General features: G+C 73.9%; 27 protein-coding genes. 7 read left to right on the plus strand and 20 right to left on the minus strand.

Annotated features, from left to right (window positions below; genetic code table 11):
* Positions 1–17 precede the first annotated feature (17 nt).
* Complete coding sequence (gene rpsB / locus ACFFHU_RS06700) at positions 18–962, minus strand: 30S ribosomal protein S2 (protein ID WP_377336782.1); 945 nt, start codon at positions 960–962, stop codon at positions 18–20.
* A 359-nt stretch (positions 963–1321) separates the two neighbouring features.
* Positions 1322–2443: a collagen-like domain-containing protein gene (locus tag ACFFHU_RS06705; protein ID WP_377336784.1), complete on the minus strand. Its 1122-nt coding sequence runs from the start codon at positions 2441–2443 to the stop codon at positions 1322–1324.
* 174 nt (positions 2444–2617) lie between these two features.
* On the opposite strand from ACFFHU_RS06705, the gene ACFFHU_RS06710 reads away from it, so the two are divergent.
* The 5 genes from ACFFHU_RS06710 (at position 2618) to ACFFHU_RS06730 (ending at position 8070) form a co-directional block, all read left to right on the plus strand.
* Positions 2618–2977, plus strand: a complete 360-nt coding sequence (locus ACFFHU_RS06710; RefSeq protein WP_377336786.1) for a YraN family protein — start codon at positions 2618–2620, stop codon at positions 2975–2977.
* 94 nt (positions 2978–3071) lie between these two features.
* Positions 3072–4592, plus strand: coding sequence for a YifB family Mg chelatase-like AAA ATPase (locus ACFFHU_RS06715; protein ID WP_377336788.1), 1521 nt, complete (start codon positions 3072–3074; stop codon positions 4590–4592).
* Positions 4589–5887: a DNA-processing protein DprA gene (locus ACFFHU_RS06720; protein ID WP_377336790.1), complete on the plus strand. Its 1299-nt coding sequence runs from the start codon at positions 4589–4591 to the stop codon at positions 5885–5887. Before ACFFHU_RS06715 ends, ACFFHU_RS06720 begins: the two co-directional genes overlap by 4 nt.
* Positions 5880–6767, plus strand: a complete 888-nt coding sequence (locus ACFFHU_RS06725; protein ID WP_377337264.1) for a tyrosine recombinase XerC — start codon at positions 5880–5882, stop codon at positions 6765–6767. Before ACFFHU_RS06720 ends, ACFFHU_RS06725 begins: the two co-directional genes overlap by 8 nt.
* Positions 6768–6912: 145 nt before the next feature.
* Positions 6913–8070, plus strand: a complete 1158-nt coding sequence (locus ACFFHU_RS06730; protein WP_377337266.1) for an aminotransferase class V-fold PLP-dependent enzyme — start codon at positions 6913–6915, stop codon at positions 8068–8070.
* A gap of 37 nt (positions 8071–8107) precedes the next feature.
* Here the strand turns inward: ACFFHU_RS06730 and ACFFHU_RS06735 are convergent, their stop codons facing one another.
* Positions 8108–8746 (minus strand): murein hydrolase activator EnvC family protein, encoded by a 639-nt coding sequence (locus ACFFHU_RS06735; RefSeq protein ID WP_377336792.1) that lies wholly within the window; start codon positions 8744–8746, stop codon positions 8108–8110.
* A 204-nt stretch (positions 8747–8950) separates the two neighbouring features.
* On the opposite strand from ACFFHU_RS06735, the gene ACFFHU_RS06740 reads away from it, so the two are divergent.
* Complete coding sequence (locus ACFFHU_RS06740; RefSeq protein WP_377336794.1) at positions 8951–9403, plus strand: molybdopterin-binding protein; 453 nt, start codon at positions 8951–8953, stop codon at positions 9401–9403.
* 159 nt (positions 9404–9562) lie between these two features.
* Here the strand turns inward: ACFFHU_RS06740 and ACFFHU_RS06745 are convergent, their stop codons facing one another.
* The 12 genes from ACFFHU_RS06745 to proS form a co-directional block, all read right to left on the minus strand.
* A complete protein-coding gene (locus ACFFHU_RS06745; protein WP_377336796.1) occupies positions 9563–9886 on the minus strand; it encodes a DUF2469 domain-containing protein in 324 nt (107 codons plus the stop codon).
* Positions 9883–10695, minus strand: a complete 813-nt coding sequence (locus ACFFHU_RS06750) for a ribonuclease HII (protein ID WP_377336798.1) — start codon at positions 10693–10695, stop codon at positions 9883–9885. Before ACFFHU_RS06750 ends, ACFFHU_RS06745 begins: the two co-directional genes overlap by 4 nt.
* Positions 10689–11312 carry an NUDIX hydrolase gene (locus tag ACFFHU_RS06755; RefSeq protein WP_377336800.1) on the minus strand — a complete coding sequence of 208 codons (624 nt, stop codon included), beginning with the start codon at positions 11310–11312 and terminating at the stop codon, positions 10689–10691. Before ACFFHU_RS06755 ends, ACFFHU_RS06750 begins: the two co-directional genes overlap by 7 nt.
* A gap of 41 nt (positions 11313–11353) precedes the next feature.
* A complete protein-coding gene (lepB, locus tag ACFFHU_RS06760) occupies positions 11354–12004 on the minus strand; it encodes a signal peptidase I (protein WP_377336802.1) in 651 nt (216 codons plus the stop codon).
* A complete protein-coding gene (gene lepB / locus ACFFHU_RS06765) occupies positions 12001–12954 on the minus strand; it encodes a signal peptidase I (RefSeq protein ID WP_377336804.1) in 954 nt (317 codons plus the stop codon). Before lepB (ACFFHU_RS06765) ends, lepB (ACFFHU_RS06760) begins: the two co-directional genes overlap by 4 nt.
* A gap of 251 nt (positions 12955–13205) precedes the next feature.
* Positions 13206–13562, minus strand: coding sequence for a 50S ribosomal protein L19 (rplS, locus tag ACFFHU_RS06770; RefSeq protein WP_377336806.1), 357 nt, complete (start codon positions 13560–13562; stop codon positions 13206–13208).
* A gap of 120 nt (positions 13563–13682) precedes the next feature.
* A complete protein-coding gene (gene trmD, locus ACFFHU_RS06775) occupies positions 13683–14456 on the minus strand; it encodes a tRNA (guanosine(37)-N1)-methyltransferase TrmD (RefSeq protein WP_377336808.1) in 774 nt (257 codons plus the stop codon).
* A 14-nt stretch (positions 14457–14470) separates the two neighbouring features.
* Positions 14471–15043 (minus strand): ribosome maturation factor RimM, encoded by a 573-nt coding sequence (gene rimM / locus ACFFHU_RS06780; protein ID WP_377337267.1) that lies wholly within the window; start codon positions 15041–15043, stop codon positions 14471–14473.
* A 2-nt stretch (positions 15044–15045) separates the two neighbouring features.
* Positions 15046–15306: an RNA-binding protein gene (locus ACFFHU_RS06785; protein ID WP_377336810.1), complete on the minus strand. Its 261-nt coding sequence runs from the start codon at positions 15304–15306 to the stop codon at positions 15046–15048.
* Complete coding sequence (gene rpsP / locus ACFFHU_RS06790) at positions 15281–15823, minus strand: 30S ribosomal protein S16 (RefSeq protein ID WP_377336812.1); 543 nt, start codon at positions 15821–15823, stop codon at positions 15281–15283. The genes ACFFHU_RS06785 and rpsP overlap by 26 nt, the downstream gene beginning before the upstream one ends.
* 341 nt (positions 15824–16164) lie before the next feature.
* Complete coding sequence (locus ACFFHU_RS06795) at positions 16165–16812, minus strand: ribonuclease FAU-1 family protein (RefSeq protein WP_377336814.1); 648 nt, start codon at positions 16810–16812, stop codon at positions 16165–16167.
* 81 nt (positions 16813–16893) lie between these two features.
* Complete coding sequence (proS, locus tag ACFFHU_RS06800) at positions 16894–18300, minus strand: proline--tRNA ligase (RefSeq protein WP_377336816.1); 1407 nt, start codon at positions 18298–18300, stop codon at positions 16894–16896.
* A gap of 116 nt (positions 18301–18416) precedes the next feature.
* Between proS and ACFFHU_RS06805 the strand changes: the two genes are divergently transcribed.
* Entirely contained in the window at positions 18417–19010 is a 594-nt protein-coding gene (locus tag ACFFHU_RS06805; RefSeq protein WP_377336818.1) for a TetR family transcriptional regulator, read from the plus strand.
* A gap of 349 nt (positions 19011–19359) precedes the next feature.
* On the opposite strand, the gene ACFFHU_RS06810 is transcribed toward ACFFHU_RS06805, so the two are convergent.
* The 5 genes from ACFFHU_RS06810 to ACFFHU_RS06830 all read right to left on the minus strand — a co-directional run bounded on the left by ACFFHU_RS06810 (position 19360) and on the right by ACFFHU_RS06830 (position 25017).
* Positions 19360–20439, minus strand: a complete 1080-nt coding sequence (locus tag ACFFHU_RS06810) for an amidohydrolase family protein (RefSeq protein WP_377336820.1) — start codon at positions 20437–20439, stop codon at positions 19360–19362.
* Positions 20440–20457: 18 nt separating this feature from the next.
* A complete protein-coding gene (locus ACFFHU_RS06815; RefSeq protein WP_377336822.1) occupies positions 20458–21045 on the minus strand; it encodes a Uma2 family endonuclease in 588 nt (195 codons plus the stop codon).
* Positions 21046–21118: 73 nt separating this feature from the next.
* Positions 21119–22678, minus strand: coding sequence for a signal recognition particle protein (gene ffh, locus ACFFHU_RS06820; protein ID WP_377336824.1), 1560 nt, complete (start codon positions 22676–22678; stop codon positions 21119–21121).
* 189 nt (positions 22679–22867) lie between these two features.
* Positions 22868–23524: a response regulator transcription factor gene (locus ACFFHU_RS06825; protein ID WP_377336826.1), complete on the minus strand. Its 657-nt coding sequence runs from the start codon at positions 23522–23524 to the stop codon at positions 22868–22870.
* Positions 23521–25017: a sensor histidine kinase gene (locus ACFFHU_RS06830; RefSeq protein WP_377336827.1), complete on the minus strand. Its 1497-nt coding sequence runs from the start codon at positions 25015–25017 to the stop codon at positions 23521–23523. The genes ACFFHU_RS06825 and ACFFHU_RS06830 overlap by 4 nt, the downstream gene beginning before the upstream one ends.

A 25017-nucleotide genomic window follows, 5' to 3' on the forward strand; every position in this document is an offset into this window, starting at 1 on the left:
GGCGGGGATCGATCAGGTCACTCGGCGGTGGCCGGCGCGGGGGTCTCGGCGGCGGCCTCGGTGGCCGGCGCAGCCTCGGTGGCCGGCGCAGCCTCGGCGGCCGGCGCAGCCTCGGCGGCCGGCGCAGCCTCGGCGGCCGGCGCCGGGGTCTCGGTCCGGCCCTCGGCCTTCGCGGCCTTCTTCTCGTTGTCCTCGATCAGCTCGCGCTCCCACTCGGCCAGCGGCTCGTCGGCCGCCCCGGCGCCCGGCTTGTCGTCGCCACGGGACTTGCCGGAGCGGGCGATGAGCCCGTCGCCGACGGCGCTCGCGATCACCTTGGTGAGCAGCTCGGCGGAGCGGATCGCGTCGTCGTTGCCCGGGATCGGGAAGTCGACCTCGTCCGGGTCGCAGTTGGTGTCCAGCACCGCGATGACCGGGATGCCCAGCTTGCGGGCCTCGTCGACGGCGATGTGCTCCTTCTTGGTGTCCACCACCCAGATCGCGGCCGGCAGCTTCTGCATGTCCCGCAGGCCACCGAGGGTCCGGGTCAGCTTGACCTTCTCGCGGGACAGCTGCAGGGTCTCCTTCTTGGTGTAGCCCTGCGCGGTGCCGGACAGGTCACCCAGCGCCTCCAGCTCCTTCATCCGCTGGAGCCGCTTGTAGACCGTCTGGAAGTTGGTGAGCATGCCGCCCAGCCAGCGGTGGTTCACGTACGGCTGGCCGACCCGGGTCGCCTGGTCGGCGATGGCCTCCTGGGCCTGCTTCTTGGTGCCGACGAAGAGGATGCTGCCGCCCTCGGCCACCGTGTTGCGGACGAAGTCGTACGTCTTCTCGATGTAGTCGAGGGTCTGGCGCAGGTCGATGATGTAGATGCCGTTGCGCTCCGTGAGGATGAAGCGCTTCATCTTCGGGTTCCACCGGCGGGTCTGGTGCCCGAAGTGGACGCCGCTCTCCAGCATCTGGCGCATGGACACGATGGCCATGGTGGTGCTCCTTCAAGATTCCCTGGTTGATCACGCCGGGCCGGCGGCCTGGCGTCCTGGCGCCTGATCGCCGGCCGTCGGGGACCCGATCAAGATCGGGACCAGGGAGGCCGTCGCCGCCCGACGATGTCGGGCGGAGGGCACGCGAGGTCGACCGCCACGGGCGGTCGCCGGTAGCAAGTGTACGCCCCGCCCGGATCCGACCGGCGCAAACCCCGGTCGGTCCAGATCACCCCCACCAACCCGGCTCGTCGTCCATGGGTGTGGTGGGGGGTTCTGTGGTTGAAACGGTCTTATGTTCCTGTTCGCGACTCCATCATTCGCGGATGCGGGGCGGCGTGGGTGGGTCAGTGGGTGGGTCAGTGGGTGGCGAGGGCGGCGGCCACCAGCAGGGTCAGGCCCGTCACCAGGTATCCGGTGGGCGGGCGCAGCCAGGACCGCCCCGCGTCCAGCGTCGCGGAGCCGGTGGAGATGCCGTACACGCCGGCGGCCAACGCCGGCAGGCCGAGCACCAGCAGCAGCCCGGAGACCACCGCCGGAACGCCGACCGGATCGGCCAGCACGCCGTTGAGCAGCACCCGCAGGGCGGCCAGCTCGAACACCCCTGTGAGCGCCGCGAGCAGCACCGCGCGCAGCGGCCGGCGGGACCGGTAGACGCCCTCGGCGGGCGCGCCGCCGTAGACGCCCGTCGTCGGGCTGGCCGGTGTCGCGGCGGGCGGCACGCCAGCGCCCGACGCCGGGTCCGGCGCACCGGCGGAACGCCCCCGGCGAAGCTCCCGGACGTCGATCGACCGGGTAGCAAACGCCGGGTCCCGGTCGTCGCCGATGCCCGGCGGCTGCCCCGGGCCGGCTGCCTGACCGGGTACGTCGAGGCCGACTGCCTGACCGGGTACGTCCGGACCCGGCTGGCCCGGCCGTCCCGGCGCGCCGGCCGGCGGCTCGGGCAGCCCGGCGCGACCGTCGGTGGCCGGTCGATCGTTCCCGGGCTCGGCCGACCGTCCGGGGCTCACCAGCGGGAACTCCGCCACCCGCCCGTAGCCGGCGCGCCCCTGCTCGCCGGCAACGCCGAACTCCCCGGCGCGCCCCTGCTCGCCGGTTCGGCCCTGCTCGCCCAGCCGGCCCTGCTCGCCGGGCGCGCCGAAGCCGCCGTCCGTCGATCCGCCCGGCGAGCCGTCACCGGGCCGGGACAGGCCGAAGCCGCCCGGGCCGGAGTCGTACCGAGCCCGGTCGGCCAGGTCGCCGTACCGGTTCACGTCCGTGCGCTCGTCGTACCGGCGCTCGGGGTAGTCACCGCGATACGCCGCGGGGTACCCGGGCTGCTCGCGGTCGTCCCCCGGCGCCGTGGCGTCGGACCGCTGCCGCGGCAGGTCGCCGTCCGGGGCGTACCGGTCCGGGCCGCCGCTCCGGTAGCCGCCGCCGTATCCGCGATCCTCGTCGTACCAGCCGGGTTCCTGGCCGGGATAGTCACGTTGTCCGTCCACGGTCCCGCACCGTATGCGACCGGCCGGCCTCTGGCCAGCCGAGACGTCCCCGCGGCGCGTCGCGGCATAACACATCGTCGGCAAGATCGTGACGTCGTCCACAGGCGCTCCCGTCATCCACAGGCGTCCGGGTCGGGGCTTCCACCCGCCCGCCCCGGCGGCGACCGTCGAGGCATGACGATGACCAGGTTGGCGATCGGGGCGTACGGCGAGCGGTGTGCCGTGCGGCATCTGGTCGAGGCGGGCCTGCGGGTGGCGGCCCGCAACTGGCGCTGCGACCACGGCGAGGTCGACATCATCGCCTGGGAGGGCGATGTGCTGGCGTTCTGCGAGGTCAAGACCCGTCGCGGCGGCGCCTACGGCTTCCCGGGCGAGGCGGTCGGCCCGGCCAAGGTACGCCGGTTACGCCGGCTCGCCCTGCGGTGGCTGCAGGAGAGCGGGGCGCATCCCCGCGAGATCCGGTTCGACGTGCTGGAGGTGTACGTCGCGCGGACCGGCGGCGCGCTCGTCGAGCACATCCGGTCCGCGTTCTGAGGCCTGGGCTGGCCGTGAGCGAGCGCAGCGAGCGAATCATCAAGATCTGTGCGGTTGAGCCTCGTGGCGGGTCCGAGCGGAGCAAGGAGCCGGCATGAGCTACGCGAAGGTGCTGTGCGTGGGGCTGATCGGGGTGACCGGTCAGCTCGTCGAGGTGGAGGCGGACCTCGCACCGGGGCTGCCCGCCGTGGTGCTGTCCGGGCTGCCCGACACCGCGCTCAACGAGGCCCGCGACCGGGTACGCGCCGCCATCGTCAACTCCGGCCAGCGCTGGCCCAACCGGCGGATCACCGTCAACCTGCTGCCGGCCACCCTGCCCAAGCACGGCTCCGCGTTCGACCTGGCCATCGCGGCCGCCCTGCTGGGCGGGTCGGGCGAGTTGCCGCTGGCGCCGCTCGACGGCGTGGTCGTGCTCGGCGAGCTGGGGCTGGACGGCTCCGTCCGACCCGTCCGCGGCACGCTTCCGATGGTGGCCGCGGCCGCCCGGGCCGGCGTCCGCGGGGTCATCGTCCCCGCGGGCAACGCGGCCGAGGCCGCCGTGGTTCCCGGGGTACGAGTCCGGTCGGTCGACGCGCTGCACCGGCTGGTGGGCTTCATCCGGCACGGTGAGGCGCTGCCGGAGCCGGCAGAGCAGCGCCCCGAGCCGGCCGCGGCCGACCTCGATCTGGCGGACGTGGCCGGTCAGGCCCTCGGCCGGCGGGCCGTCGAGGTGGCGGCGGCCGGCGCCCACCACCTCGCCCTGTTCGGCCCGCCCGGAGCCGGCAAGACCATGCTGGCGGAGCGGTTGCCGTCGATCCTCCCGCCGCTCGACGACGAGGCCGCCCTGGAGGTGACGTCCCTGCACTCCATCGCCGGGGCGCTGCCACCGGGAGCGGGGCTGATCCGCCGGCCGCCCTTCCAGGCGCCGCATCACACCACCACGGTCGCCGCCCTGGTGGGCGGCGGTTCGGGGCTGGCCCGGCCGGGCGCGCTGTCGCTGGCCCACCGAGGTGTCCTGTTCCTGGACGAGGCGCCCGAGCTCGGGCGCGGCGCCCTGGAGGCGCTCCGCCAGCCGCTGGAGAAGGGCCGGGTGGCGCTCCACCGGTCCCGGGGCGGCACGGAATACCCGGCCCGGGTGCAGCTGGTGATCGCCGGCAACCCCTGCCCGTGCGCCAACCCGGCCGGCGACACGCACTGCGAGTGCAGCCCGTTGGCCCGGCGACGCTACCTGGGCCGGCTGTCCGGTCCGCTGCTCGACCGGGTCGACGTCCGGGTGACCCTCAAGCCGCTGACCGCGGCCGAGTTGCTGGACCCGGAGCTGGCCGCCGAGCCGTCCGCGGTGGTCGGGGCCCGGGTGGCCGGGGCGCGGGAGGCCGCCCGGGCCCGCTGGTCGGCGCGCGGCTGGCGGGTCAATGCCGACGTGCCGGGCCCGGAGCTCCGCCGACCGCCATGGCGGCTGCCCGGTCGGGACCTGCGGGACCTGCAGCGGCGGTTGGATTCGGGGTCGCTGTCCGCCCGCGGCTTCGACCGGGTTCTCCGGTTGGCCTGGTCGATCGCCGACCTCGACGGCCGGGACCGACCGGGGCACGAGGACATCCGGGAGGCCATCGGGATGCGCACGGGTGAGCTGGCATGACGCCCGCGGCCCTGGCCCGGATCGCGCTGGGCTGGCTCACCGAGCCGGGCACCTGGTCCGTCTACTGGCAGGTGCGTCGGCACGGCCCGGTAGCCACGCTGGGCCGGCTGCTGGCCGGGGAGATTTCCGACGACAGCCTCCGCGGCACCGTGCGGGCCCGGTTGTCGACCGGGGATCCCCGCGCGGCGGCCGCGGCGGCGGCCGAGCACACGGTACGGCTCGGTGCCCGGCTGGTGACCCCCGACGACCCCGAGTGGCCGCACCGGCTGACCGACCTGGAACGGCTGTGGGGTCGCCCGGCACAACGGCGGGTGGACCGGGAACTGGCTCCGCCGCTGTGCCTCTGGGTACGCGGAGCGTGGCGGCTCGACGAGGTGCTGGACCGATCGGTCGCGGTGGTCGGTTCCCGGGCCGCGACCCCGTACGGGACACATGTCGCCACGGAAATCGCGTTCGGGCTGGCCGAGCGGGACTGGACGGTGGTCTCCGGCGGGGCGTTCGGCATCGACGCGGCGGCGCACCGGGGCGCGCTGACCTCCGGCGGGCCAACGGTGGCCGTGCTGGCCTGCGGGGTGGACCGCCCATATCCGGTGGGCAACACGGGCATGTTCGACCGGATCGCCGACACCGGCCTGCTGATCAGCGAATGGCTGCCCGGAGCGGAGCCCCTGCGCCCGCGCTTCCTCATCCGCAACCGGGTGATCGCCGCCGCCACCGTCGGCACCGTGCTGGTCGAGGCGGCCGCGCGCAGCGGCGCCACCCAGACGCTGCACCGGGCCGTGGCGCTGGGCCGGCCGGCCATGGTGGTGCCCGGGCCGGTCACCTCCGCCATGTCCGTGGGGGCGCACGAGTTCCTGCGGGCAAATCCCGAAAGCCGGCTCGTCACCGGGGTGCCGCACGTTCTCGAGGAGGTGGGTCGGATCGGCGCCGACCTCGCGCCGCCGGCGCGGGGGCCGGAAGAGCCCCGCGACCGGCTGGACGACGAGGCGGCCCTGCTGCTGGAGGCGGTTCCCCCGCGCGGAGCGCTCGACGCCGAGCAGTTGGCTGCCCGTGCGGGCGTCGAGCTGCGAACGGCGCTGCGCAAGGTGCCGCTGCTGGAGGATCTCGGCCTGCTAGTCCGCCGGCCGGAGGGCTATGCGTTGGCACCCCGCCGGCGCGACCGTCCGCATGATCACAGCAAGGACGAAAGTACGGCGCGCCGCCTTGACGCCGACGCCCCGGCAACCGACGGTCGGCAGGGTGACCCGCCCCAGCACCCAGGCCCGGCACGAGGCGCTGCCCCCGCCGATGCGTGACGCCGTGGACGAGTTCGCCCGGCAGCTGTCCGGGGTGGACAACCGGTCCGACCACACGATCCGGGCGTACGTCGCCGACACCGTGTCGCTGCTCGACCACGCCGTCCGGATGGGCTGCGCCGGTCCCGCGGACCTGGACCTGTCGGTGCTGCGAAGCTGGCTGGCCCGGTTGCGCACGACAGGCGCGGCCCGCACCTCGCTGGCCCGCCGGGCGGCGGCCGCACGTACCTTCACGAGTTGGGCCCACCGGGCGGGCCTGCTCGGCTCCGACGTGGGGGCCGCGCTGGCCAGCCCCCGGGCGCACCGGGAGCTGCCCACGGTGCTGCGTTCCGACCAGGCCGGCCGGCTGGTCGAGGCGCCGGGCGGGGAGGAGACGCCGGTGCTGCTGCGCGACCGGCTGATGCTCGAGCTGCTCTACGGGACGGGGGTCCGGGTGAGCGAGCTGTGCGGCCTCGATGTGGCCGACGTGGACCAGGGCCGCCGGGTGGTACGGGTGCTGGGCAAGGGCAACCGGGAACGGTCGGTCCCGTACGGCGTGCCGGCGCAGCGGGCCCTGGACGACTGGCTGGCGGCGGGGCGGCCCGTGCTGGCCCGGCCGGCGAGCGGCGACGCGCTCCTGCTCGGAGCCCGCGGCGGGCGGCTCCAGCCCACGGTCGCGCGCCGGTCCGTCGGCGCGTACGCGGCCGTCGCGGGGCTGCCCCGGACGACGCCGCACGGGCTCCGCCACTCCGCGGCCACACATTTGCTCGAGGGCGGCGCCGACCTGCGCTCGGTGCAGGAGCTGCTCGGACACTCGTCGCTGTCCAGCACCCAGATCTACACCCACGTCTCGGTGGAGCGACTCCGCGCCGCGTACCGGCAGGCCCACCCACGGGCCTGACATCTCCCCCTCGCGCGCCGAGGTGTGCTGTGCAGCGGTCAAGTTGCCGGACCCGGACGGAGGACGACGCCATACCTGGGCGAAGCGGATCTTCGGCCGCTACGATCTGGCGGTGACCACGGCAGCCATCCGGCCCCCCGCGCCGATGCCGGGCGCCCGGTTGCTGTTCTCGCTGGATCCGGCGGTGGCGCACCTCAATCACGGCTCGTTCGGCGCGGTGCCGATCGCCGTGCAGCGCGCTCAGCAGCGGCTCCGGGACGAGATGGAGGCCAATCCGCTCCGCTTTTTCACCCGGGGGCTGTCCGAGCGCATCGCGTACACCCGTCGACACCTGGCCACCTTCCTCGGCGCCGAGCCGGACGGCGCGGCCCTGGTGGGCAACGCCAGCACCGGTACGGCGGTGGTGCTGCAGTCGCTGGGACTCCGCGCCGGGGACGAGGTCCTGCTCACCGACCACGGCTACGGGGCCGTCCGGCTTGCCGTCGAGCGGGAGAGCCGACGTGCCGGGGCGGTGTACCGCACCCTGGCCGTCCCGCTGACCGCCACCGACGACGAGTGGGTGGCCGCGATCCGCTCCGAGCTGCGCCCGGGTCGCACCCGGCTGCTGGTCGTCGACCAGCTCACCTCCCCCACCGCGCGGCTGCTGCCCACCGCCGCGATCAGCGCCGCCGCGCGTTCGATGGACGTGCCGGTCCTGGTGGACGCCGCGCACGCGCCGGGCATGCTGCCCACCGCCGTCCGGGAAGTGGGCGCCGACTTCTGGGTCGGCAACCTGCACAAGTGGGCGTACGCGCCGCGCGGCACGGCGCTGCTCGCCGTGGCTGAACGCTGGCGGAGCCGCATCGAGCCCTTGGTCGTCTCGTGGGAGCAGGACGCGGGCTTTCCGCTCAGCGTCGAATACCAGGCCACCCTCGACTACACGTCCTGGCTCGCCGCGCCGACCGGGCTGTTCACGCTGCGCACGCTCGGGCTGGACGCGGTCCGCGAGCACAACACGGCCCTGGCCGCGTACGGCCAGCAGGTGGTCGGCGCGGCGCTGGGCCTCGAGCCGGCGCAGCTGCCCCCGCCCGGCGGCCCATCGGTGGCCATGCGGATCGTGCCGCTCCGCCGCGGCCTGGCGAGCACTATCGATGATGCCCGGGCGCTGCGCCAACGGATCTCCGACGAGCTGGCCACGGAGGTCGCGGTGAACGCCTGGGGCGGCCGGGGATACCTGCGGCTCAGCGCCCAGGTGTACAACCGCGCCGAGGAGTACGACCGGCTCGCCGAGCGGCTGCCGTCGATGCTCGCCACGCTCGGCTGACCGGACAGGCTGGACCGGCCAGATCCCACCGGGCTCATCAGACCGGCAGCAGCCGCACCCGGCCCAGGGCGAGCAGCGTCAGCGGGTCGAGGTACCCGTCCGCGCGGCGCAGTCCCCAGTGCAGGCACGCCGCCTCTTCGCAACCGGGATGGCCGGCTCGGAGCCGGCCGATCGGTGCCCCGGCCGCCACCTCCGTGCCGGCTCGCACGAGCGGATCCACCGGCTCGTAGGTGGTCCGCAGCCCGTTGCGGTGCCGGACGGTAACCACGGGCCGGCCGGCCACCGCACCCGCGAACGACACCGTGCCGGGCCCGGCCGACCGGACCACGGCGCCCGGCGCCGCCGCCAGGTCCACGCCGCGATGTCCGGGAAGCCAGGGCTGGGGCGGCGGGTCGAACCGCCGTACGACCCGCGCCACGCCGTCGAGCGGCCACCGGAAATCGCCCACCGCGAGCACCCCGGCGGGACCGCGCGGCACCGCCCCTGCCGGGCCGCGGGGCACTACCGGGAAACTCGACGCGGCCGGCCAGGCCCGACCGGTCGCGAACGCCGGCGCGGACGGCGAAGCGACGCCAGACCGGATGACCGGTCCCGGGGCCGGGTACGTGCCGGGCGGGGCGGCGACGACCAGCAGAGCCAGGACGAGAACGGCCGACGGGCCGGAGCGGAAAGCCACACCGGGAGCCTGGCCCGTACCGCCGGCACCGGCAACCGACCTCGGCCGGGGCTGTGGATGACGGAGCCGGCTGTGGAAATCCGCCGGCGAGCCGCCGATCTTGCTATGCCCCGGTCCGGCCCTACGCCGAGGACCGGGCCAACGAACGGTCCCGGACCGACAAGCGGACCCGGACCAACAAGCGGACCCGGACCCCGACCGCGCGTGGAGCGCGGGGTCGAGCAGGACTATCAGCGCGCTCTACCGCTGGCGGCGGCGCTTGAGGAGCCCGGCACGCCGGTCACCCGGATCGAGCCACGTGCGCTGGTACGGCCGCCCGGCTTTCCCGACCTCATGTCCCGGGTCCGGGTGGTCCGCCCCGGACCGTGCACTGTGGACGGGCGGGCCTGGTCGGGCCACGCCCCGGTGACCTCCGTGGAGGTGACCACCGACGCGGGCGCCAGCTGGTCGCCGGCCGAGCTGGATCCGGCGCCGGTCGAGCCGTGGGCCTGGCGTCGCTGGCGGTACGACTGGACGGCCCGGCCGGGGCGCTACCTGCTGGGCGCTCGGGCCACGGACGCCAGCGGCCGCAGCCAACCGCTCGATCAACCGTGGAACCGTGGCGGGTTCGCCAACAACCTGGTGCAGCGGGTCGCCGTGGCGGTGCTGCCCGAGTAGGCCGCCAGCCGTCGGGAGGGTCGCGCCGCGGGGGTCGGACGCTCAGCGGCCGCACCGCCCGGATCGGCTCACCCACGGGCCGCCCGGACCGGCTCACCCACGCCGCCCGGACCGGCCCGCGGAGGCTCGGACCGGCTCAGCTACGCAACCCGGACCGGGTCAGCCGCCGAAGCCGGAGTCGGTGGGCAGGGAGATGTCCGGCTTCTCCAGCTCCTCGACGTTCACGTCCTTGAAGGTCATGACCCGGACATTCTTGACGAAACGGGCGGGACGGTACATGTCCCAGACCCAGGCGTCGTGCATCTCGACCTCGAAGTAGACCTCGCCGTCCGAGTTGCGGACGTGCAGATCGACCTGATTGGCCAGGTAGAAGCGCCGTTCCGTCTCCACCACGTAGGAGAACTGGCGGACGATGTCGCGATACTCCCGGTAGAGCTGCAGCTCCATCTCGGTCTCGTACTTTTCGAGATCTTCCGCGCTCATCCCACTCCGCCTTCCATGGCCACATCTTCCCCCACCGACACCGGCGGCCGGGGTTGGTCGCCCAACGCCACGCCGACGGTACCCCTTGCCGCCGTACCGCGCTCCATCGGCTCGTACGGGTGACCGGGGCGGGGCCGGCGGGACCGCGGCGGACGGCCCGACCGCCCCGACACGGCGGCCACGTTCACGTACGAAAATCGATGCTCGACACACGGACCGTGCCGGTCCAGCGCCGCGCTGTGCTCGACGGTGATATAGCCCTTGTGCTCGGCGAACCCGTAGTCCGGGAAGCGGCCGTCCAGCTCGACCATGATCCGGTCCCGGGTGACCTTGGCCAGCACGCTGGCGGCCGCCACGCAGGCCGCCACCCGGTCACCCTTCCAGACCGCAAGGCCGGGAACCCCCAGTCCGTCGACCCCGAAGCCGTCGGTCAGCACGTAGTCCGGCCTGGTCGTCAGCGCCGCGAGCGAGCGGCGCAGCGCCGCCACGTTGCACACGTGCAACCCGCGGCCGTCGACCTCCTCGGCCGGGACCACCACCACCGCGTACGCCAGGGCGCGCTCCACCACCAGCTCGTAGATCCGCTCCCGGGCGGCGGGCGTGAGCAGCTTCGAGTCGGCGAGCCCGTCGATCTCGCCCCGGCGCCCCTCGGGCAGCATGGCCGCGGCCGCGACCAGCGGTCCGGCGCAGGCGCCCCGGCCCGCCTCGTCGGCGCCCGCGACGTGCCGGAATCCGCGCCGCTGGAGCGCCCGCTCCAAGGCGTACAGGCCGGCCTCCCGCCGGACGACCGTGCGCGGTGGGGTCAGCATCCGTCCCTCCCCGCCACGCGGCCGGCAGCCGCCGCGGACCCCGAGGCCGCGGAGCCGAAGGCTGGCCCGGCCGGCCCGGACCCGGAGGCCGCGGAGCCGGAGGCTGGCCCGGACGGCCCGGACCCGGCGGCCGCCGAGCCGGAGGCTGGCCCGGCCCCGGCGGCAGCGTCGAGCGCCGCCCGGAGCACGCTCACCAGCTCGGCCGGGTAGAACCGCTCCCCGGTGGCGGCCAGCTCGGCCGGCGCCCACCAGCGGTGGGCATCGATGGTGTTCCGCTCGATCTCATCGAAACCGCTGGTGTCCGGCGCCCAGCTGGGCACGCGGACGAGGAAGAACTCCTGCTCCTGCCGGTACCAGCGGCCGTCGAACGGGAACTCCGTCACCTCCCGCCAGACCGGCTCACCCAGCGCGGCCGGCGGCAGCCGCAGCCCGGTCTCCTCGGCCAGTTCCCGGGCCGCGCCCGCGACCGCCGACTCGCCGGGATCGAGACCGCCGCCCGGGGTGAACCAGTAGTGGTGCCCGGGCCGTGCCGGATCCCGGCCGTGCAGCAGCAGGACCCGGCCCGCGTCGTCGACCAGCAACACCCGGCCGGCGCGGCGCTCGAGGTAGGTCGTCACCCGGACAGCGTAGGTCGGGACACCGACGTCGCCCAGCGCGGTCAACTCGTCGGCCCGGGCACCTTGTCGAACGTCGACGGCACCGAGAGCCATTTGGCCCGGCCGAACGGCCAGAACACCGTGAAGGCGCGGCCCACTACGGAATCCTCGCTGATCGTGGCGTCCTGGATGTCGCCCTGGGACTGCTTCCAGTGTTCCAGCGAGTCACCCGACTGCGACCGGTGGTCGCCCATCACCCACAGCCGGCCCGCCGGCACGGTGATGTCGAAGTCCTGGTCGGCGGCCGGGTCGTGCTGCCCCGCGTCGTTGGCGAAGATGTACGGCTCGTCCAGCGGCTGGCCGTTGACCGTGATCCGCCGCTGGGCGTCACAGCAGACGATGTGGTCGCCGCCGACCCCGATCACCCGCTTGATGAAGTCCTCACCCTCCGGCGTGTTCCGCCAGTCGGCCGGTGCGGCGAAGACCAGGACCTCGCCCCGGTGCGGCGAGCGGAAGTCGTAGACGAGCTTGTTGACCAGCACCCGGTCGTTGATGTTGAGCGTGTGCTCCATCGACTGGGACGGGATGTAAAAGGTCTGCAGCACGAAGGCCCGAACCAACACCGCCACGAGTACTGCGACGCCCACCAGGATGGGCAGTTCCTTCCAGAAGGAACTGCGCGGCTTGGGCGTGTCGGTCTGCTCCTCAATCACGGGTGGAGCCTACGTGGTCCGCCTCCGGGGCGTTGCCGGGCACGCGCGGCGAAACCGGTCGCCAGCATGAGGGGAAGGACGATCGGCGCCAATGCCCCCGTTTCGCCGCCCGGACCCGGCGGCAGCGGCCGGTCGGCGGACGCGGCCGGCAGTGGCTGGCCGTCGGGACCCACCGGCAGGGGCCGGCCGGCCGGGGCGGCGGTGGCCGCCGGGTCGGGCACTCCGGCGAACGTCGGCGGCACCGGCAGGGTGGCCCAGCGCGACTGCGGCCAGACGATGATGAACGCCCGGCCGATGACGTTGCTGATCGGCACCGGTCCCTGGCACCGGGCGTCCTGCGAGACCAGCCGGTGGTCACCCATCACCCAGAGCTGCCCGGCCGGCACGGTGACCTCGGCGAAGCGCCGGGAGCGGCACTCGTCGGGATTCGCCGGCAGGTCCAGCGGCGAATCCTGGGAGACGTACGCGGACTCGTCCAGCGCCCGACCGTTGACCGTCACCCGGCCCTTGGCGTCGCAGCAGGCCACCCGGTCCCCCGGCAGCGCGATCACCCGCTTGATGAAGTCCTTCTCCCCCGGCCGGCTCACCCCGACCAGGTCACCGATGGTGCGGCCGAGCCGCCCGACGAAGCCCGGGGTGCTCTGGTCGGCCCCCTCCGGCGCCCAGTTGTCGGTGCCGCGGAACACGACCACCTCGCCGCGCGCCGGATCCCGGACGTCGTACACGATCTTGTTGACCAGCACCCGGTCGCCGATCAGGAGCGTGTCCTCCATCGACCCGGACGGGATGAAGAACGCCTGCAGCAGGAACGTGCGGATCAGCACGGCCAGGCAGAACGCCACCGTGAGCAGCAGCGGGATCTCCTGCCACATGGGCATCTGCCGGCGTACCCGACGAACCTTGCGGCGCCACGGCTCGACTGCGGGCCGGTCCAGCTCCCTGCGTACCACGCGACTCCCCGGTCTGCGATGTTGCCGCCGTGACCGGTCGCGCGGGCAGGCCCGCACGACCCGGCCGGCGACGGAGATCCCGCGGCCGGCGACGGCGTCGCGGCCACGGCCGCGACGCGGCCCGTGCGATCAGCCTAGCGGCCGTTGGCGAAACCGGCATGTAGCAAGATACGACACGACGCCGGGCCGGTCACCGCGAGTGAGCGCGGCGCCGGCCCGGCGTCGGAACGTGCCGGATGGGGTACGGCGGGTCAGCTGGGCTGCTTCTCCCGCTTCTCCTTGATCTTGGCCTTCTTGCCGCGCAGCTCCCGCAGGTAGTAGAGCTTGGCGCGGCGCACGTCACCGCGGGTCACGACCTCGATCCGGTCGATGGCCGGGCTGTTCACCGGGTAGGTCCGCTCGACGCCGACGCCGAAGCTGACCTTGCGGACCGAGAAGGTCTCGCGCAGGCCCGCTCCCTGACGCCGGATGACGACGCCCTGGAAGATCTGGACCCGGGACCGGTTGCCCTCGACGACCCGGGCGTGCACCTTGACGGTGTCACCGGCCCGGAAGTCCGGAAGGTCGGTCCGCTGCGACTGGGCGTCAAGCGCGTCCAGGGTGTTCATCGCTGCATCCTCGTACGGCTCACGGCGCGCCACTGCGGCGCGCGGTCGGGTGATTCTGATCCCGACGGGATCTCGGGATCCTCGCAGTCGGACGCGGCGCGGCCGACTGCGGCAACCCCTCTACTTTGCCATATCCTCGGGCCGCACCTGAAATCCGGCCTCCCGCAGCGCGGCCCGGTCCCGGTCGTCCAGGGCCGCCGGCGGGAGCGTGGCCAGCAGGTCCGGCCGCCGCTCGGCGGTGCGCAGCAGCCCCGTCGACCGCCGCCAGCGCGCGATCCGGCCGTGGTCCCCCGAGCGCAGGATGTCCGGTACGTCCAACCCCCGCCAGCTGGGCGGCTTGGTGTAGACCGGCGCCTCCAGCAGCCCGTTCGCGTGCGACTCCTCGTCCAGCGAGCCGGCGTTGCCGAGCACCCCGGGCAGCAGCCGGGTGACCGCCTCGAGCACCACCAGCACGGCCACCTCCCCGCCGAAAAGGACATAATCCCCCAGCGAGATCTCCGTCACCGGCATCCGGGTGGCGGCATGCTCGATGACCCGCTGGTCGATCCCCTCGTACCGGCCGCAGGCGAACAGCAGGTGCGGCTCGGCGGCCAGCTCGTGCGCCATGGCCTGGGTGAAGCGCGGGCCCGCGGGGCTCGGGACCAGCAGCCGGGGCGGCGGCGCGCCGGGCGGGGCCAGCTCGTCGAGGGCCTCCCCCCACGGCTCGGGCCGCATCACCATCCCGGGTCCGCCGCCGTACGGGGTGTCGTCGACCGTGCGGTGCACGTCGTGCGTCCAGCGCCGCAGGTCGTGCACGGCAAGCTTGAGCAGGCCGGCGGACCGGGCCCGACCGATCAGCGACAGGTCGAGCGGGGCCAGATAGTCCGGGAAGATCGAGACGATGTCGACGCGCATGGGAGTGCGGGGACTCACAGGTCGAACAGCCCGGGCGGGGCGTCCACGACCACCCGCCGGCCGGCCAGGTCGACCTCGGGCACGATGGCCTTGACGAACGGGACCAGCGCGGTACGACCCTCGGGGCGGCGCAGCACGATCAGGTCGCTCGCCGGGGCGTGGTCGATCCCGGCCACCTCGCCGAGCGGTTCGCCGGACGGGTCGACCACGGCCAGCCCGATCAGCTGGTGGTCGTGGAACTCGTCCGGGTCGTCCGGCGGGGCCACCTCGGCGCTCTCCACCTGGAGCAGGACGTCCCGCAGCGCCTCGGCCACGTTGCGGTCCGGCACCCCCGCGAAGGTCACCAGCAGGCGTCCCTGGTGCCAGCGGATGGCCTCGACGGTCAGTTCGGCGGGCACCCGTACCAGGTCGCGGGCGTCCGGATCGAGCGCGGCGCCGGCGACCGCGGCCCGGGCGGCCGCCGCTCCCGAATCGGTGCGCAGCACCGACCCGGGAGCGAAGCGTGCCTCGGGCTCGTCGGTCCGTACCTCGACGGTGACCTCGCCGCGAATGCCGTGCGGCCTGCCGATGCGACCGACGGTCAGCAGCATCAGTACGAATCGACGATGTCGACCCGGACGCCGCGTCCGCCGACCGACCCAATCACCTGGCGCAGCGCCTTCGCGGTACGCCCCGAGCGGCCGATGACCGTCCCGAGGTCCTCGGGGTGCACGCGCACCTCGAGCCGCTTGCCGCGGCGGGAGTCGACCATCCGGACCCGTACGTCATCCGGGTGATCGACGATGCCCTTGACCAGGTGCTCGAGCGCGGGCCGGAGCGCCACGTCAGGCCTGCTCGCCGGAGGTCGCACCGGCCTGCTCCTCGGTCGCGGGAGTGGCGGCCGGGTCGGCCGCCTGCGCCTCGGCGGGCGCTGCCTCGGCCGGCTGCGCCTTGGCGGGCGCGGCGTCGGCCGGCTGCGCCTCGGCGGGCGCGGCCTTGGCGGCCTTGGTGGCCTTCTTGGCCGGCTTCGCGGGGGTCTCGGCGACCCCGGCGGCCGCCTTGGCCTCGGCCTCGTAGGCGGCCTTGCGGTCGGCCCGCTCCGGCGCGACCAGCAGCGGCGGCGGCGCCGGCAGGCCCTTGTACTTCTGCCAGTCGCCGGTCTTCTCGAGGATGCGCTGCACGGCCTCGCTCGGCTGGGCGCCGACGGAGAGCCAGTACTGCACCCGGTCCGACTTGACCTCGATCAGCGACGGCTCCAGCTTGGGCTGGTAGACGCCGACGAACTCGATCGCCCGGCCGTCGCGCTTGGTGCGCGAGTCGGCGACGACAATGCGGTACTGCGGGTTGCGGATCTTACCCATCCGCAGGAGCCGGATCTTTACGGCCACGGTCTGTTCGCTCCTGTTGCGATTCTCACCGGCCCGACAGGGCGGTGGGCGGGTGAGCGTCGACCGGCGCAGTGGGGTTGCGCCGAGAGACAACTCGATGGACGGGCGACACGACCGGGGTAGAGGGCGCCGGTCGCGCACCGGGTACCAGCGACCCATTGTGCCAGACCCGACCGCGGTCCTTCACACCGACGCCGGTACTGCGCCATCCGGATCCGCGCACGTCCACCCTCCCCCGTCGATCATGGAGATGTGGTGGGCGAATCAATCCGCTCTGTCCGTTTTACGGACCACCACAACTCCAAAATCGACGAGTTGGCCGGCGGGAACGGCGATCGGGGTCAGCGGGCCGGGGGGCGGTTCCAGCCGGGGGGCAGGGTGGGCGGCGGGGTCCAGGCCGGGTCGGGCGCGAAGTCGGTCCAGGCGCCGTCGAACGGGAAGTCGCCCGCCTCGATCTGCTTGATCACCCGCTCGCCCTCGGCGCGTACGGCGGCCTCGTCGGCCACCCAGTAGTGCTCCGGAAACGCCAGCCGCTCGACGAACTCGTCCTCGTCCTTCCAGTTCCAGGACCGGTCGGGGCGTACCACGATGTCCAGGTCCTGGTCGACCACGTCGACCCCGGCCACCGGACCGTCGTCCCAGCGCACGCCGGGCTCCTCCAGGTTGACGTACCAGCTGGCGAAGCGGCCGTCATCGTCGAACCACCACCACACCGAGTGCGCGGCGCCGGGGGGCAGGAACATCAGGATCGGCGGCCCCTGCCACCGGCCCGGCGCCAGCACGTACCCGCTGGTGATCCACTCGGAAAACGGCATGGCCCGCATCCCCCGGCCGTCCGCGGCCAGCTCGTGCGCCACCGGGGTGTCCCGGGCCACCCAGAGCAGCAGCCCGCGATCGTCGTCGGCGACCACCCGGGCGGGCCGGACCCAGCCGATCCGCCCGCGCCGCACGTTCCGGTGCATGATCAACCGGCCGGCCTCGAAGCGCATCCGTCGGTCCCTCCCCGTCGGCCCGTTAAAAGGGGGCCCCTCCTATACCGAAAACGATAAGAAGGGGCCCTTCCTTGCAGGTCAGTAGGCGCGGCTGAGGATGGCCAGGAGGTCGGGCTCGTCCTCGTGGTCCGGCACCGAGCCGTCGGACCGGAGCAGGCAGCGGACCGTCACGCCCTTGCCGTTGGCCTCGGCCTCGCCGGCCGCGCCGACGGCCGACCACGGCACCCGGGCCCAGCCGCTGGCCGCCGCCTCGATCGCCTCGCCGAGCGAGCCCACCGACACGGTCCGCGAGTCGCGCAGCGCCAGCGCCTCGTCGTGCAGCGCCTGCTGGTCGGCCTCCAGCGCGGCCAGCACCGTCGAGACCACGTCCGTCACCGCGACGGGGGTCTTGGCCCCACCCGTACGCCGGACCACCGTGGCGTTGCCGGCCGCCAGGTCCCGGGGGCCGACCTCGACGCGTACCGGATAGCCCTTGAGCTCGGCGTCCACGGCCCGGCGGCCGAACGCGGTGTCGGTCCGGTCGTCCAGCCCGACCCGGACGCCCGCGTCGCGCAGCGCGTCCCGCAGCTTGGCCGCGGCCTCCGTGACCCCCTCGCCGTCCTTGACCACCATCACGTACGCCTGCACCGGCGCGATCCGCGGCGGCACCCGCAGCCCGTTGTCGTCGCCGTGCGCCATGATCAGCCCGCCCAGCATCCGGGTGGAGGTGCCCCAGGAGGTGGTCCAGGCGTGCTCGACCCCGCCGGCCGCCGAGGTGTACGTGATGTCGAACGCCTTGGCGAAGTTCTGCCCCAGCTCGTGGCTCGTGCCCAACTGCAGCGCCTTGCCGTCGCCCATCATGCCCTCGAGGGTGTACGTGGCGGTGGCGCCGGCGAACCGCTCCCGGGCGGTCTTGAGACCCACCAGCACCGGGATGCCGAGCACCCCGACCAGGAAGTCCTCGTACACCTCATGCAGGATCTTGCGCGCGTACGCCCGGGCGTCCGCCTCGGAGGCGTGCGCGGTGTGCCCCTCCTGCCAGAGGAACTCGCTGGTCCGCAGGAACACCCGGGGCCGCAGCTCCCAGCGGACCACATTGGCCCACTGGTTGAGCAGCAGCGGCAGGTCGCGGTAGGAGTCCACCCACTTGGCCATGAACTCGCCGATCACGGTCTCGCTGGTGGGCCGGACCACGACCGGCTCCGCGAGCTGCTTGCCGCCGCCGTGGGTGACCACCGCCAGCTCCGGCGAGAAGCCCTCGACGTGCTGCGCCTCGCGCTTGAGATAGCTCTCCGGGATGAACAGCGGGAAGTACGCGTTCTCCGCGCCGGCCGCCTTGATCCGCAGGTCCATCTCGGCCTGCATCCGCTCCCAGATGGCGTAGCCGGCCGGTCGGATCACCATGGTGCCGCGCACCGGACCGTTGTCGGCGAGCTGGGCCTTGGCGATCAGGTCCTGGTACCAGCGGGGAAAATCCTCCGCACGGGGAGTGAGCACGCGTGCCATGAGGGCACATCCTATGCTTCCCCGCATGGCTGCAAGGAAGGGCCCCTTTTTATCGCTTTCCGTATAGGAAGGGCCCCCTCTTAACATCGGGGAGCCACGCATAGACTTCGACCACCATGGGTGAGATCCGGGACGCCGTACGTCAGCGGCTGCGCGACGGGATCGTCGACGCGGCCCGCGCGCAGACCATCGCCGGGGGCTGGGACGGCGTCCGGATGGGCGCGGTGGCCGCGGCGGCCGGGGTGAGCCGGCAGACCGTCTACAACGAGTTCGGCAGCAAGGCCGGGCTGGCCGCGGCGCTGGCCCAGCGGGAGATCGACCGGTTCGTGGCCGAGGTGCGGACCGCCCTGGAGACGCACGGCTCGGACGTCTACGCGGCTGCGTACGCCGCCATCGAGCGCACCCTCACCGAGGCGGCCGGCAACCCGCTGATCAAGGCGATCCTCACCAGCGCCCGGGGCGGTTCCGACGAGCTGCTGCCGTACCTGACCACCCGCTCCGAGCTGGTGCTCGCGGCGGCGTCCGGTGCGCTGCTGGACTGGGCCGGCCGGCACCTGCCGGAGACCGAGCCCGACCGGATGGCGTTCGCGGCCGACTCCATCGTCCGCCTCGTGGTGAGCCACATCGTGCTGCCGCTGGACCCGGTCGACCGAACCGCCGCCCGGCTGGCCACCCTGGCCGCCCGCCTGGTGGCCGACGCCCACCCCTGACCGCCGCCCGCCTGGCCGACCTGGCCCTCCACCTGGTCACCGCCGCCATCCCCCACCCCTGATTCCCCCACCTCCAACCCGCCCCCGCCGGCCTGGTCCGGCCTGGTCCGGCCTGGTCCGGCCTGGTCCGGCCTGGTCCGGCCTGGTCCGGCCTGGTCCGGCCTGGTCCGGCCTGGTCCGGCCTGTCGATCATGGGATTCGCGGCGAGATCCGGCCGAGATCTCGCGGCAAGCCCATGGTCGACACGGTCGGGGACGAAACCAGCGCGTCTGATGCCGCGGCAGCTCGTCAGGGATGCCGGCCGAGGGGTCGAGCGGGGAGCCGGGGCCGGGGTTGGCGGGCCTGACAGTCAGCGGAGGACGCGGCCGCGCAGGATCAGGCGGGTGGGGCGGCGGACCACCGAGAGGTCCCGTCGGGGGTCGCTGTCGTAGGCGACCAGGTCCGCGAGCCCGCCCTCGACCAGCCCCGGGAAGCCCAGCCAGGCGCGGGCCCCCCAGGAGGCGGCGGCCAGCACGTCCAACGGAGACATCCCGGCGCGGTCGTGCAGCAACAGCATCTCCTCGGCGGCGAGCCCGTGGTCGATCCCGCCGCCCGCGTCGGTGCCCAGGTAGATGGGCACGCCGGCCTCGTGGGCCGCGCGCACCACGTCCGGGAACCGGTCGCGCAACGCCAGCATGTGATCCGCGTACGCCGGGAATTTCGCCCGGGCCTGCTCGGCGATCCCGCCGAAGGTGGCAATGTTGATCATCGTGGGCACCAGCGCGGTGCCCCGGCGCGCCATCTCGTCGATGAGGTCGAGGCTCAGCCCCGTACCGTGCTCGACCGAGTCGACCCCGGCCCGCACCATGATGTCCACGGCCGACTCGGAGAACGTGTGCACGGCCGCGCGGACGCCGGCCGCGTGCGCGGCCTTGACGGCCGCGGTCATCGTGTCCGCGTCCCAGGCCGGCGCGAGGTCACCGGCGTCCCGCTCGATCCAGTCGCCGACCAGCTTCACCCAGCCGTTGCCCGCGCGGGCCTGCTCGGCCACGGTGGCGGCCACCTCCGCGGCCGGCACCTCGACCCCGATGTCCCGCAGGTACCGCTTCGGCGGCGCCACGTGCCGGCCGGCGCGGGCCAGCCGGGGCAGGTCCGGCTCGTCCTCCAGCTCCGGGTACGGGTACGGCGAGCCGGCGTCGCGGATGGCCAGCACCCCGGCGTCCCGGTCGATCCGAGCCAGCTCGCGGGCCTGGTCGAGGGAGGTGATCGGCGCGCCGCCGCGGGCGATCCCGATGTGGCAGTGCGCGTCCACCAGCCCGGGCAGCAGGTATCCGCCGTCGAGCACGGTCTCCGCGCCGGGCACCGGTTCGAAGGTCACCCGGTCGCCGACCAGCCAGAGATCCCGTACCTCGTCGTCGGGAAGCAGGACACCGCGCACGTGAAGAGCCATGCGCACAGTCCTACCGGATCACTCCCCGTCGCGCGCGAGCAGGCCGTCCCGCCGCGCGGTGAGCGCCGGCAGGTCGACCGACACCTTCCACGGGCGCTCCGTGCCGAACAGGTCCGCCGTGTGCGTCACCTGGTCGTACTCGCGGTTCGCCCCGAGCGCGTACTCGGTCAGCGTGACCTTCTCGTGCAGCGGGTCGACCACCCAGTAGGTCTGCACCCCGGCGTGCGCGTAGAGCTTCGCCTTGTCGTACATGTCCCGGAAGGTGGAGGTCGGCGAGACCACCTCCACCGCGAGCAGGGCGTCCTTGACCGGCACCGGGGTGCGGTTGGCCTGCTCGCGCCGGATCACCACGACGTCCGGGCGTGGCTCGTTACGCCGGTCGACCGCCACCGACAGATCGATGGTGACGAGCAGTTCCGGGGGGCAGTTCGTCTCAAGCGCGAGCAGGAGACGAACGCAGAGATCCTGATGCAGGGCGGTGGGGGAGAGCAAGATCAACCTTCCATTGATCAACTCATACGGAAGGTCCTCCGGCAGCTCGCCCAGGTCGTCAACCGTCCACTCACGCCATTCGTGCCACTCGGGCAGGACCGGTGCCGCGCTCATGCCATCTCCTTCCATGGGGATCTCCTCACCCTAGGCAATCAGAGCAGCACTCACCGCTGCGACACGCTACCGCTCAGCCGCGCTTGTCGTCCCGCTTGTTGAGCTTGTTGAAGTCGAGGTTGGGCAGCTTGAACCCGGGCGGCAGGCCGCCGCCGGCCAGGTCGTTGGGGTCGAGGCCCGGCGGGAGCTGCGGCATGCCGCCGGGGAAGCCGGCCGGCATCCCGCCGGCCGGACCGACACCGCTGCGCGGCCGCCCGCCACCCTTGGTGCCCTTCCTCTTGTTCTTGGGCGACTTGGTGGCCTTGCGCCGGCCGGCGCCGGGCAGGCCCATCATGCCGCCCATCTGCTTCATCATCTTCTGCGCGTCGGCGAACCGGTTGAGCAGCTGGTTCACGTCCATCACGGTGACGCCCGAGCCGTTCGCGATCCGGGACCGGCGGGAGCCGTTGATGATCTTCGGGTTGCTGCGCTCCCCCGGCGTCATCGAGCGGATGATCGCGGTGACCCGGTCGAAGTGCTTGTCGTCCAGCTCGGCGAGCTGGTCCTTCATCTGCCCCATGCCGGGCATCATGGCCAGCACGTTGGCGATCGGACCCATCCGCCGGACCGCGATGAGCTGATCGAGGAAGTCCTCCAGCGTGAAGGACTCGCCGCCCATCAGCTTGGCGGTCATCTTCTCCTTCTGATCGGCGTCGAAGGCCTGCTCGGCCTGCTCGATCAGGGTGAGGACATCGCCCATGCCGAGGATCCGGCTGGCCATCCGGTCCGGGTGGAAGACGTCGAAGTCCTCCAGCTTCTCGCCCGTGGAGGCGAACAGGATCGGCTGGCCGGTCACCTCGCGGACCGACAGCGCGGCACCACCGCGGGCGTCGCCGTCCAGCTTGGAGAGCACCACGCCGCTGATCCCGACGCCGTCCCGGAACGCCTCGGCGGTGCGTACGGCGTCCTGGCCGACCATCGCGTCGATGACGAAGATGACCTCGTCGGGGTCCACCGCGTCGCGAATGTTGGCGGCCTGCGCCATCATCTCGGCGTCGATGCCCAGCCGGCCGGCGGTGTCGACGATGACAATGTCCCGGGCGGCCCGCCGAGCGTGCTCGATCGAGTCCCGCGCCACCCGCACCGGGTCGCCGACGCCGCTGCCGGGCTCCGGGGCGTACACCTCGACCCCGGCCCGACCACCGAGCACCTGGAGCTGCTGCACGGCGTTGGGTCGCTGGAGGTCGGCGGCCACGAGCAGCGGCTGGTGACCCTGGCCCTTGAGCCACCGGGCCAGCTTGCCGGCCAGCGTGGTCTTACCGGAACCCTGCAGGCCGGCCAGCATGATCACGGTCGGCGGCTGCTTGGCGAACTGGAGCCGGCGGCCCTCGCCGCCGAGCACCCCGACGAGCTCCTCGTGGACGATCTTGATGACCTGCTGCGCCGGGTTGAGGGCCTGGGACACCTCGGCGCCGCGGGCCCGCTCCTTGACCCGGGAGATGAAGCCCTTGACCACGGGCAGGGCGACATCGGCCTCCAGCAACGCCAGGCGGATCTCCCGCGCGGTGGCGTCGATATCGGCGTCGGTGAGCCGGCCCTTGCCACGGAGCTTGGTGAAAATCCCGGACAGGCGGTCACTCAAGGTGTCAAACACGGCTTAGCATCCCGTTTGTCGTAATTTCACCCGAACATCTCGGTCCGGGCGCTCGTCCCCCTCCGCAAGGGTAACGGTCGGTCCGGCGCCCCGCTTCCAGGCCGGCCGCCGGGCCCCGCCGCCCCGCCGGCCGCCGGCCGCCGCCCCGCCGGCCGCCGCCGCGGCGGCCGCCGGCCGGCGGCCGGCGGCTCAGGGCTCGACCAGGCCGGACTGATAGGCGAAGACGACCAGTTGGGCACGGTCGCGGGCGCCGAGCTTGGTCATCGCCCGGCTGACATGGGTACGCGCCGTCGCCGGGCTCACCACCAGCCGGGCGCCGATCTCGTCGTTGCTCAGCCCCTCGCCCACCAGCCCCACGATCTCGCGCTCCCGCTCGGTCAGCATGGCCAGCCGGGGATGCGGCCGGAGCACCCGGGACGGCCGGGTGGCGAACTCCCGCACGACCCGCCGGGTCACCGACGGAGACAGCAGCGCCTCCCCCTCCGCCACCAGCCGGACCGCCCGGAGCAGCTCGGCCGGCCGGGTGTCCTTGATCAGGAACCCGCTGGCGCCGTGCCGCAGCGCGTCGAAGACGTACTCGTCCAGCTCGAAGGTGGTCAGCACGATCACCCGGGTGCCGGCCAGCTGCGGATCGGCGACGATCCGCCGGGTGGCCTCGATGCCGTCGATGCCCGGCATCCGCACGTCCATGAGCACCACGTCCGGCCGCTCGGCCCGGGCCGCCGCCACCGCGGCCAGCCCGTCGGCCGCCTCGCCGGCCAGCGCCATCCCGTCCTCGTTCTCCAGCAGGGTGCGCAGTCCCAACCGGACCAGGTCCTGGTCGTCGGCGATCAGCACCCGGATCATCGCCTGGGCTCCGCCGCCGAGGGCCCGGCCGCGGCCGACCCGCCGGGCCCGGAGGCCGACCCGCCCGTCCCGGACGTCGACCCACCCGTCCCTCGCGTCGACCCACCCGGGCCCGTCGCGCCCGTCCCCGGCGTCGACTCACCCGGGTCCGACGCGCTCGTCCCCGGCTCCGACCCGCCCGTCCCCCGCGTCGACCCACCCGGGTCCGACGCGCCCGTCCCCGGCGTCGACCCATCCGGGTCCGCCACCGACGGTCCGGCCGCCGAGGGCCCCGCCGCCGGCCCACCCGGCACAGTGGCCGGCGGACACGGCGACGCCGTCGGCAGGCCCCCCTCGGCCGGGCGCCCCGGTCGCGGTTCCGCGGGGATCCGGGCGTACACCCGGAAGCCGCCGCCGGCCCGCGGCCCGGCCCGGAACGACCCGCCCAGCGCGGTGACCCGCTCCCGCATGCCGGCGATGCCGTGTCCCGGAACCGTGGCCGCCCTCGCCGGCTCGGCCCGCCCGGTGTCGACCACCTCCACCGTCACCTCCTGCTCGCCGTACCCCACCAGCACCTCGGCGGTCACCCCCGGCCCGGCGTGCCGCAGCACGTTGGTGAGGGACTCCTGCACCACCCGATAGGCCGCCAGGTCCACCGCCGCCGGCAGCTCCCGGTGGGCGCCGTGCACGGTCACCGTCACGGGTACGCCCGCCGCGGACAGTCTCTCCCGCAGCTCCGACAGTTGGCCCAGCCCGGGGGCCGGTCGCCGGTCGTCGCCGCGGCGGACCACCGCGAGCGTCACGCGCAGCTCGTCCAGGGCCTCCCGGCTGGTACGGGCGATCGCCGCGAGTGCCGTCTCGGCCTGCTCGGGCCGCTTCGGCAGCAGGTGCAGGGCGATCTCGGCCTGCATGTTGATGGCGGCCAGCCCGTGGCCCACCACGTCGTGCACCTCCTGGGCGATCCGCAGCCGCTCGTCGTCGGCCTGCCGACGCGCCCGCGCGGCCCGGTCCCGGGCGGTGGCCTCGCGGGTGATCCGCACCGTCACCCCGAGCGCGAACGGCACCACCGTCCACGCCGACGCCGGCAGCACGCCGGCCAGGCCGACCGCGGCCCCCCGGGACCACAGCACGTGCCCGGCCAGCACCAGCGTGGCCAGCGCCGCGGCGCCCGCCGCCCGGCGCACCGGCACCCGCACGGCCACCGTGTAGACGGCAAGCAGGCAGCCGATCAGCACCGGCCCGTACGGGTAGCCGGCCACCAGGTAGCCGGCCGCGGCCGGCACGACGACCGTGAGGGCGCCCAGCGGCCAGCGCCGCCGGACGGCCAGCGGCATGGTGGCCACGGCGATGAGCACCCGCCCGAGCCCGTCGAGCGGGACCGAGCCCGGCTGGTGTTCCCCGGCCAGCGGGGTGGCGAACAGGCTGAACGCGCACAGCGCGAGCGCCAGGGCGGCGTCGGCGACGAGGTCCCGGACCGCCGGCTCCCGCTCCGCCGCGCCGCTCATCCGCCGCAT

Source organism: Plantactinospora siamensis (assembly GCF_042434095.1).
Lineage (GTDB): Bacteria > Actinomycetota > Actinomycetes > Mycobacteriales > Micromonosporaceae > KBS50.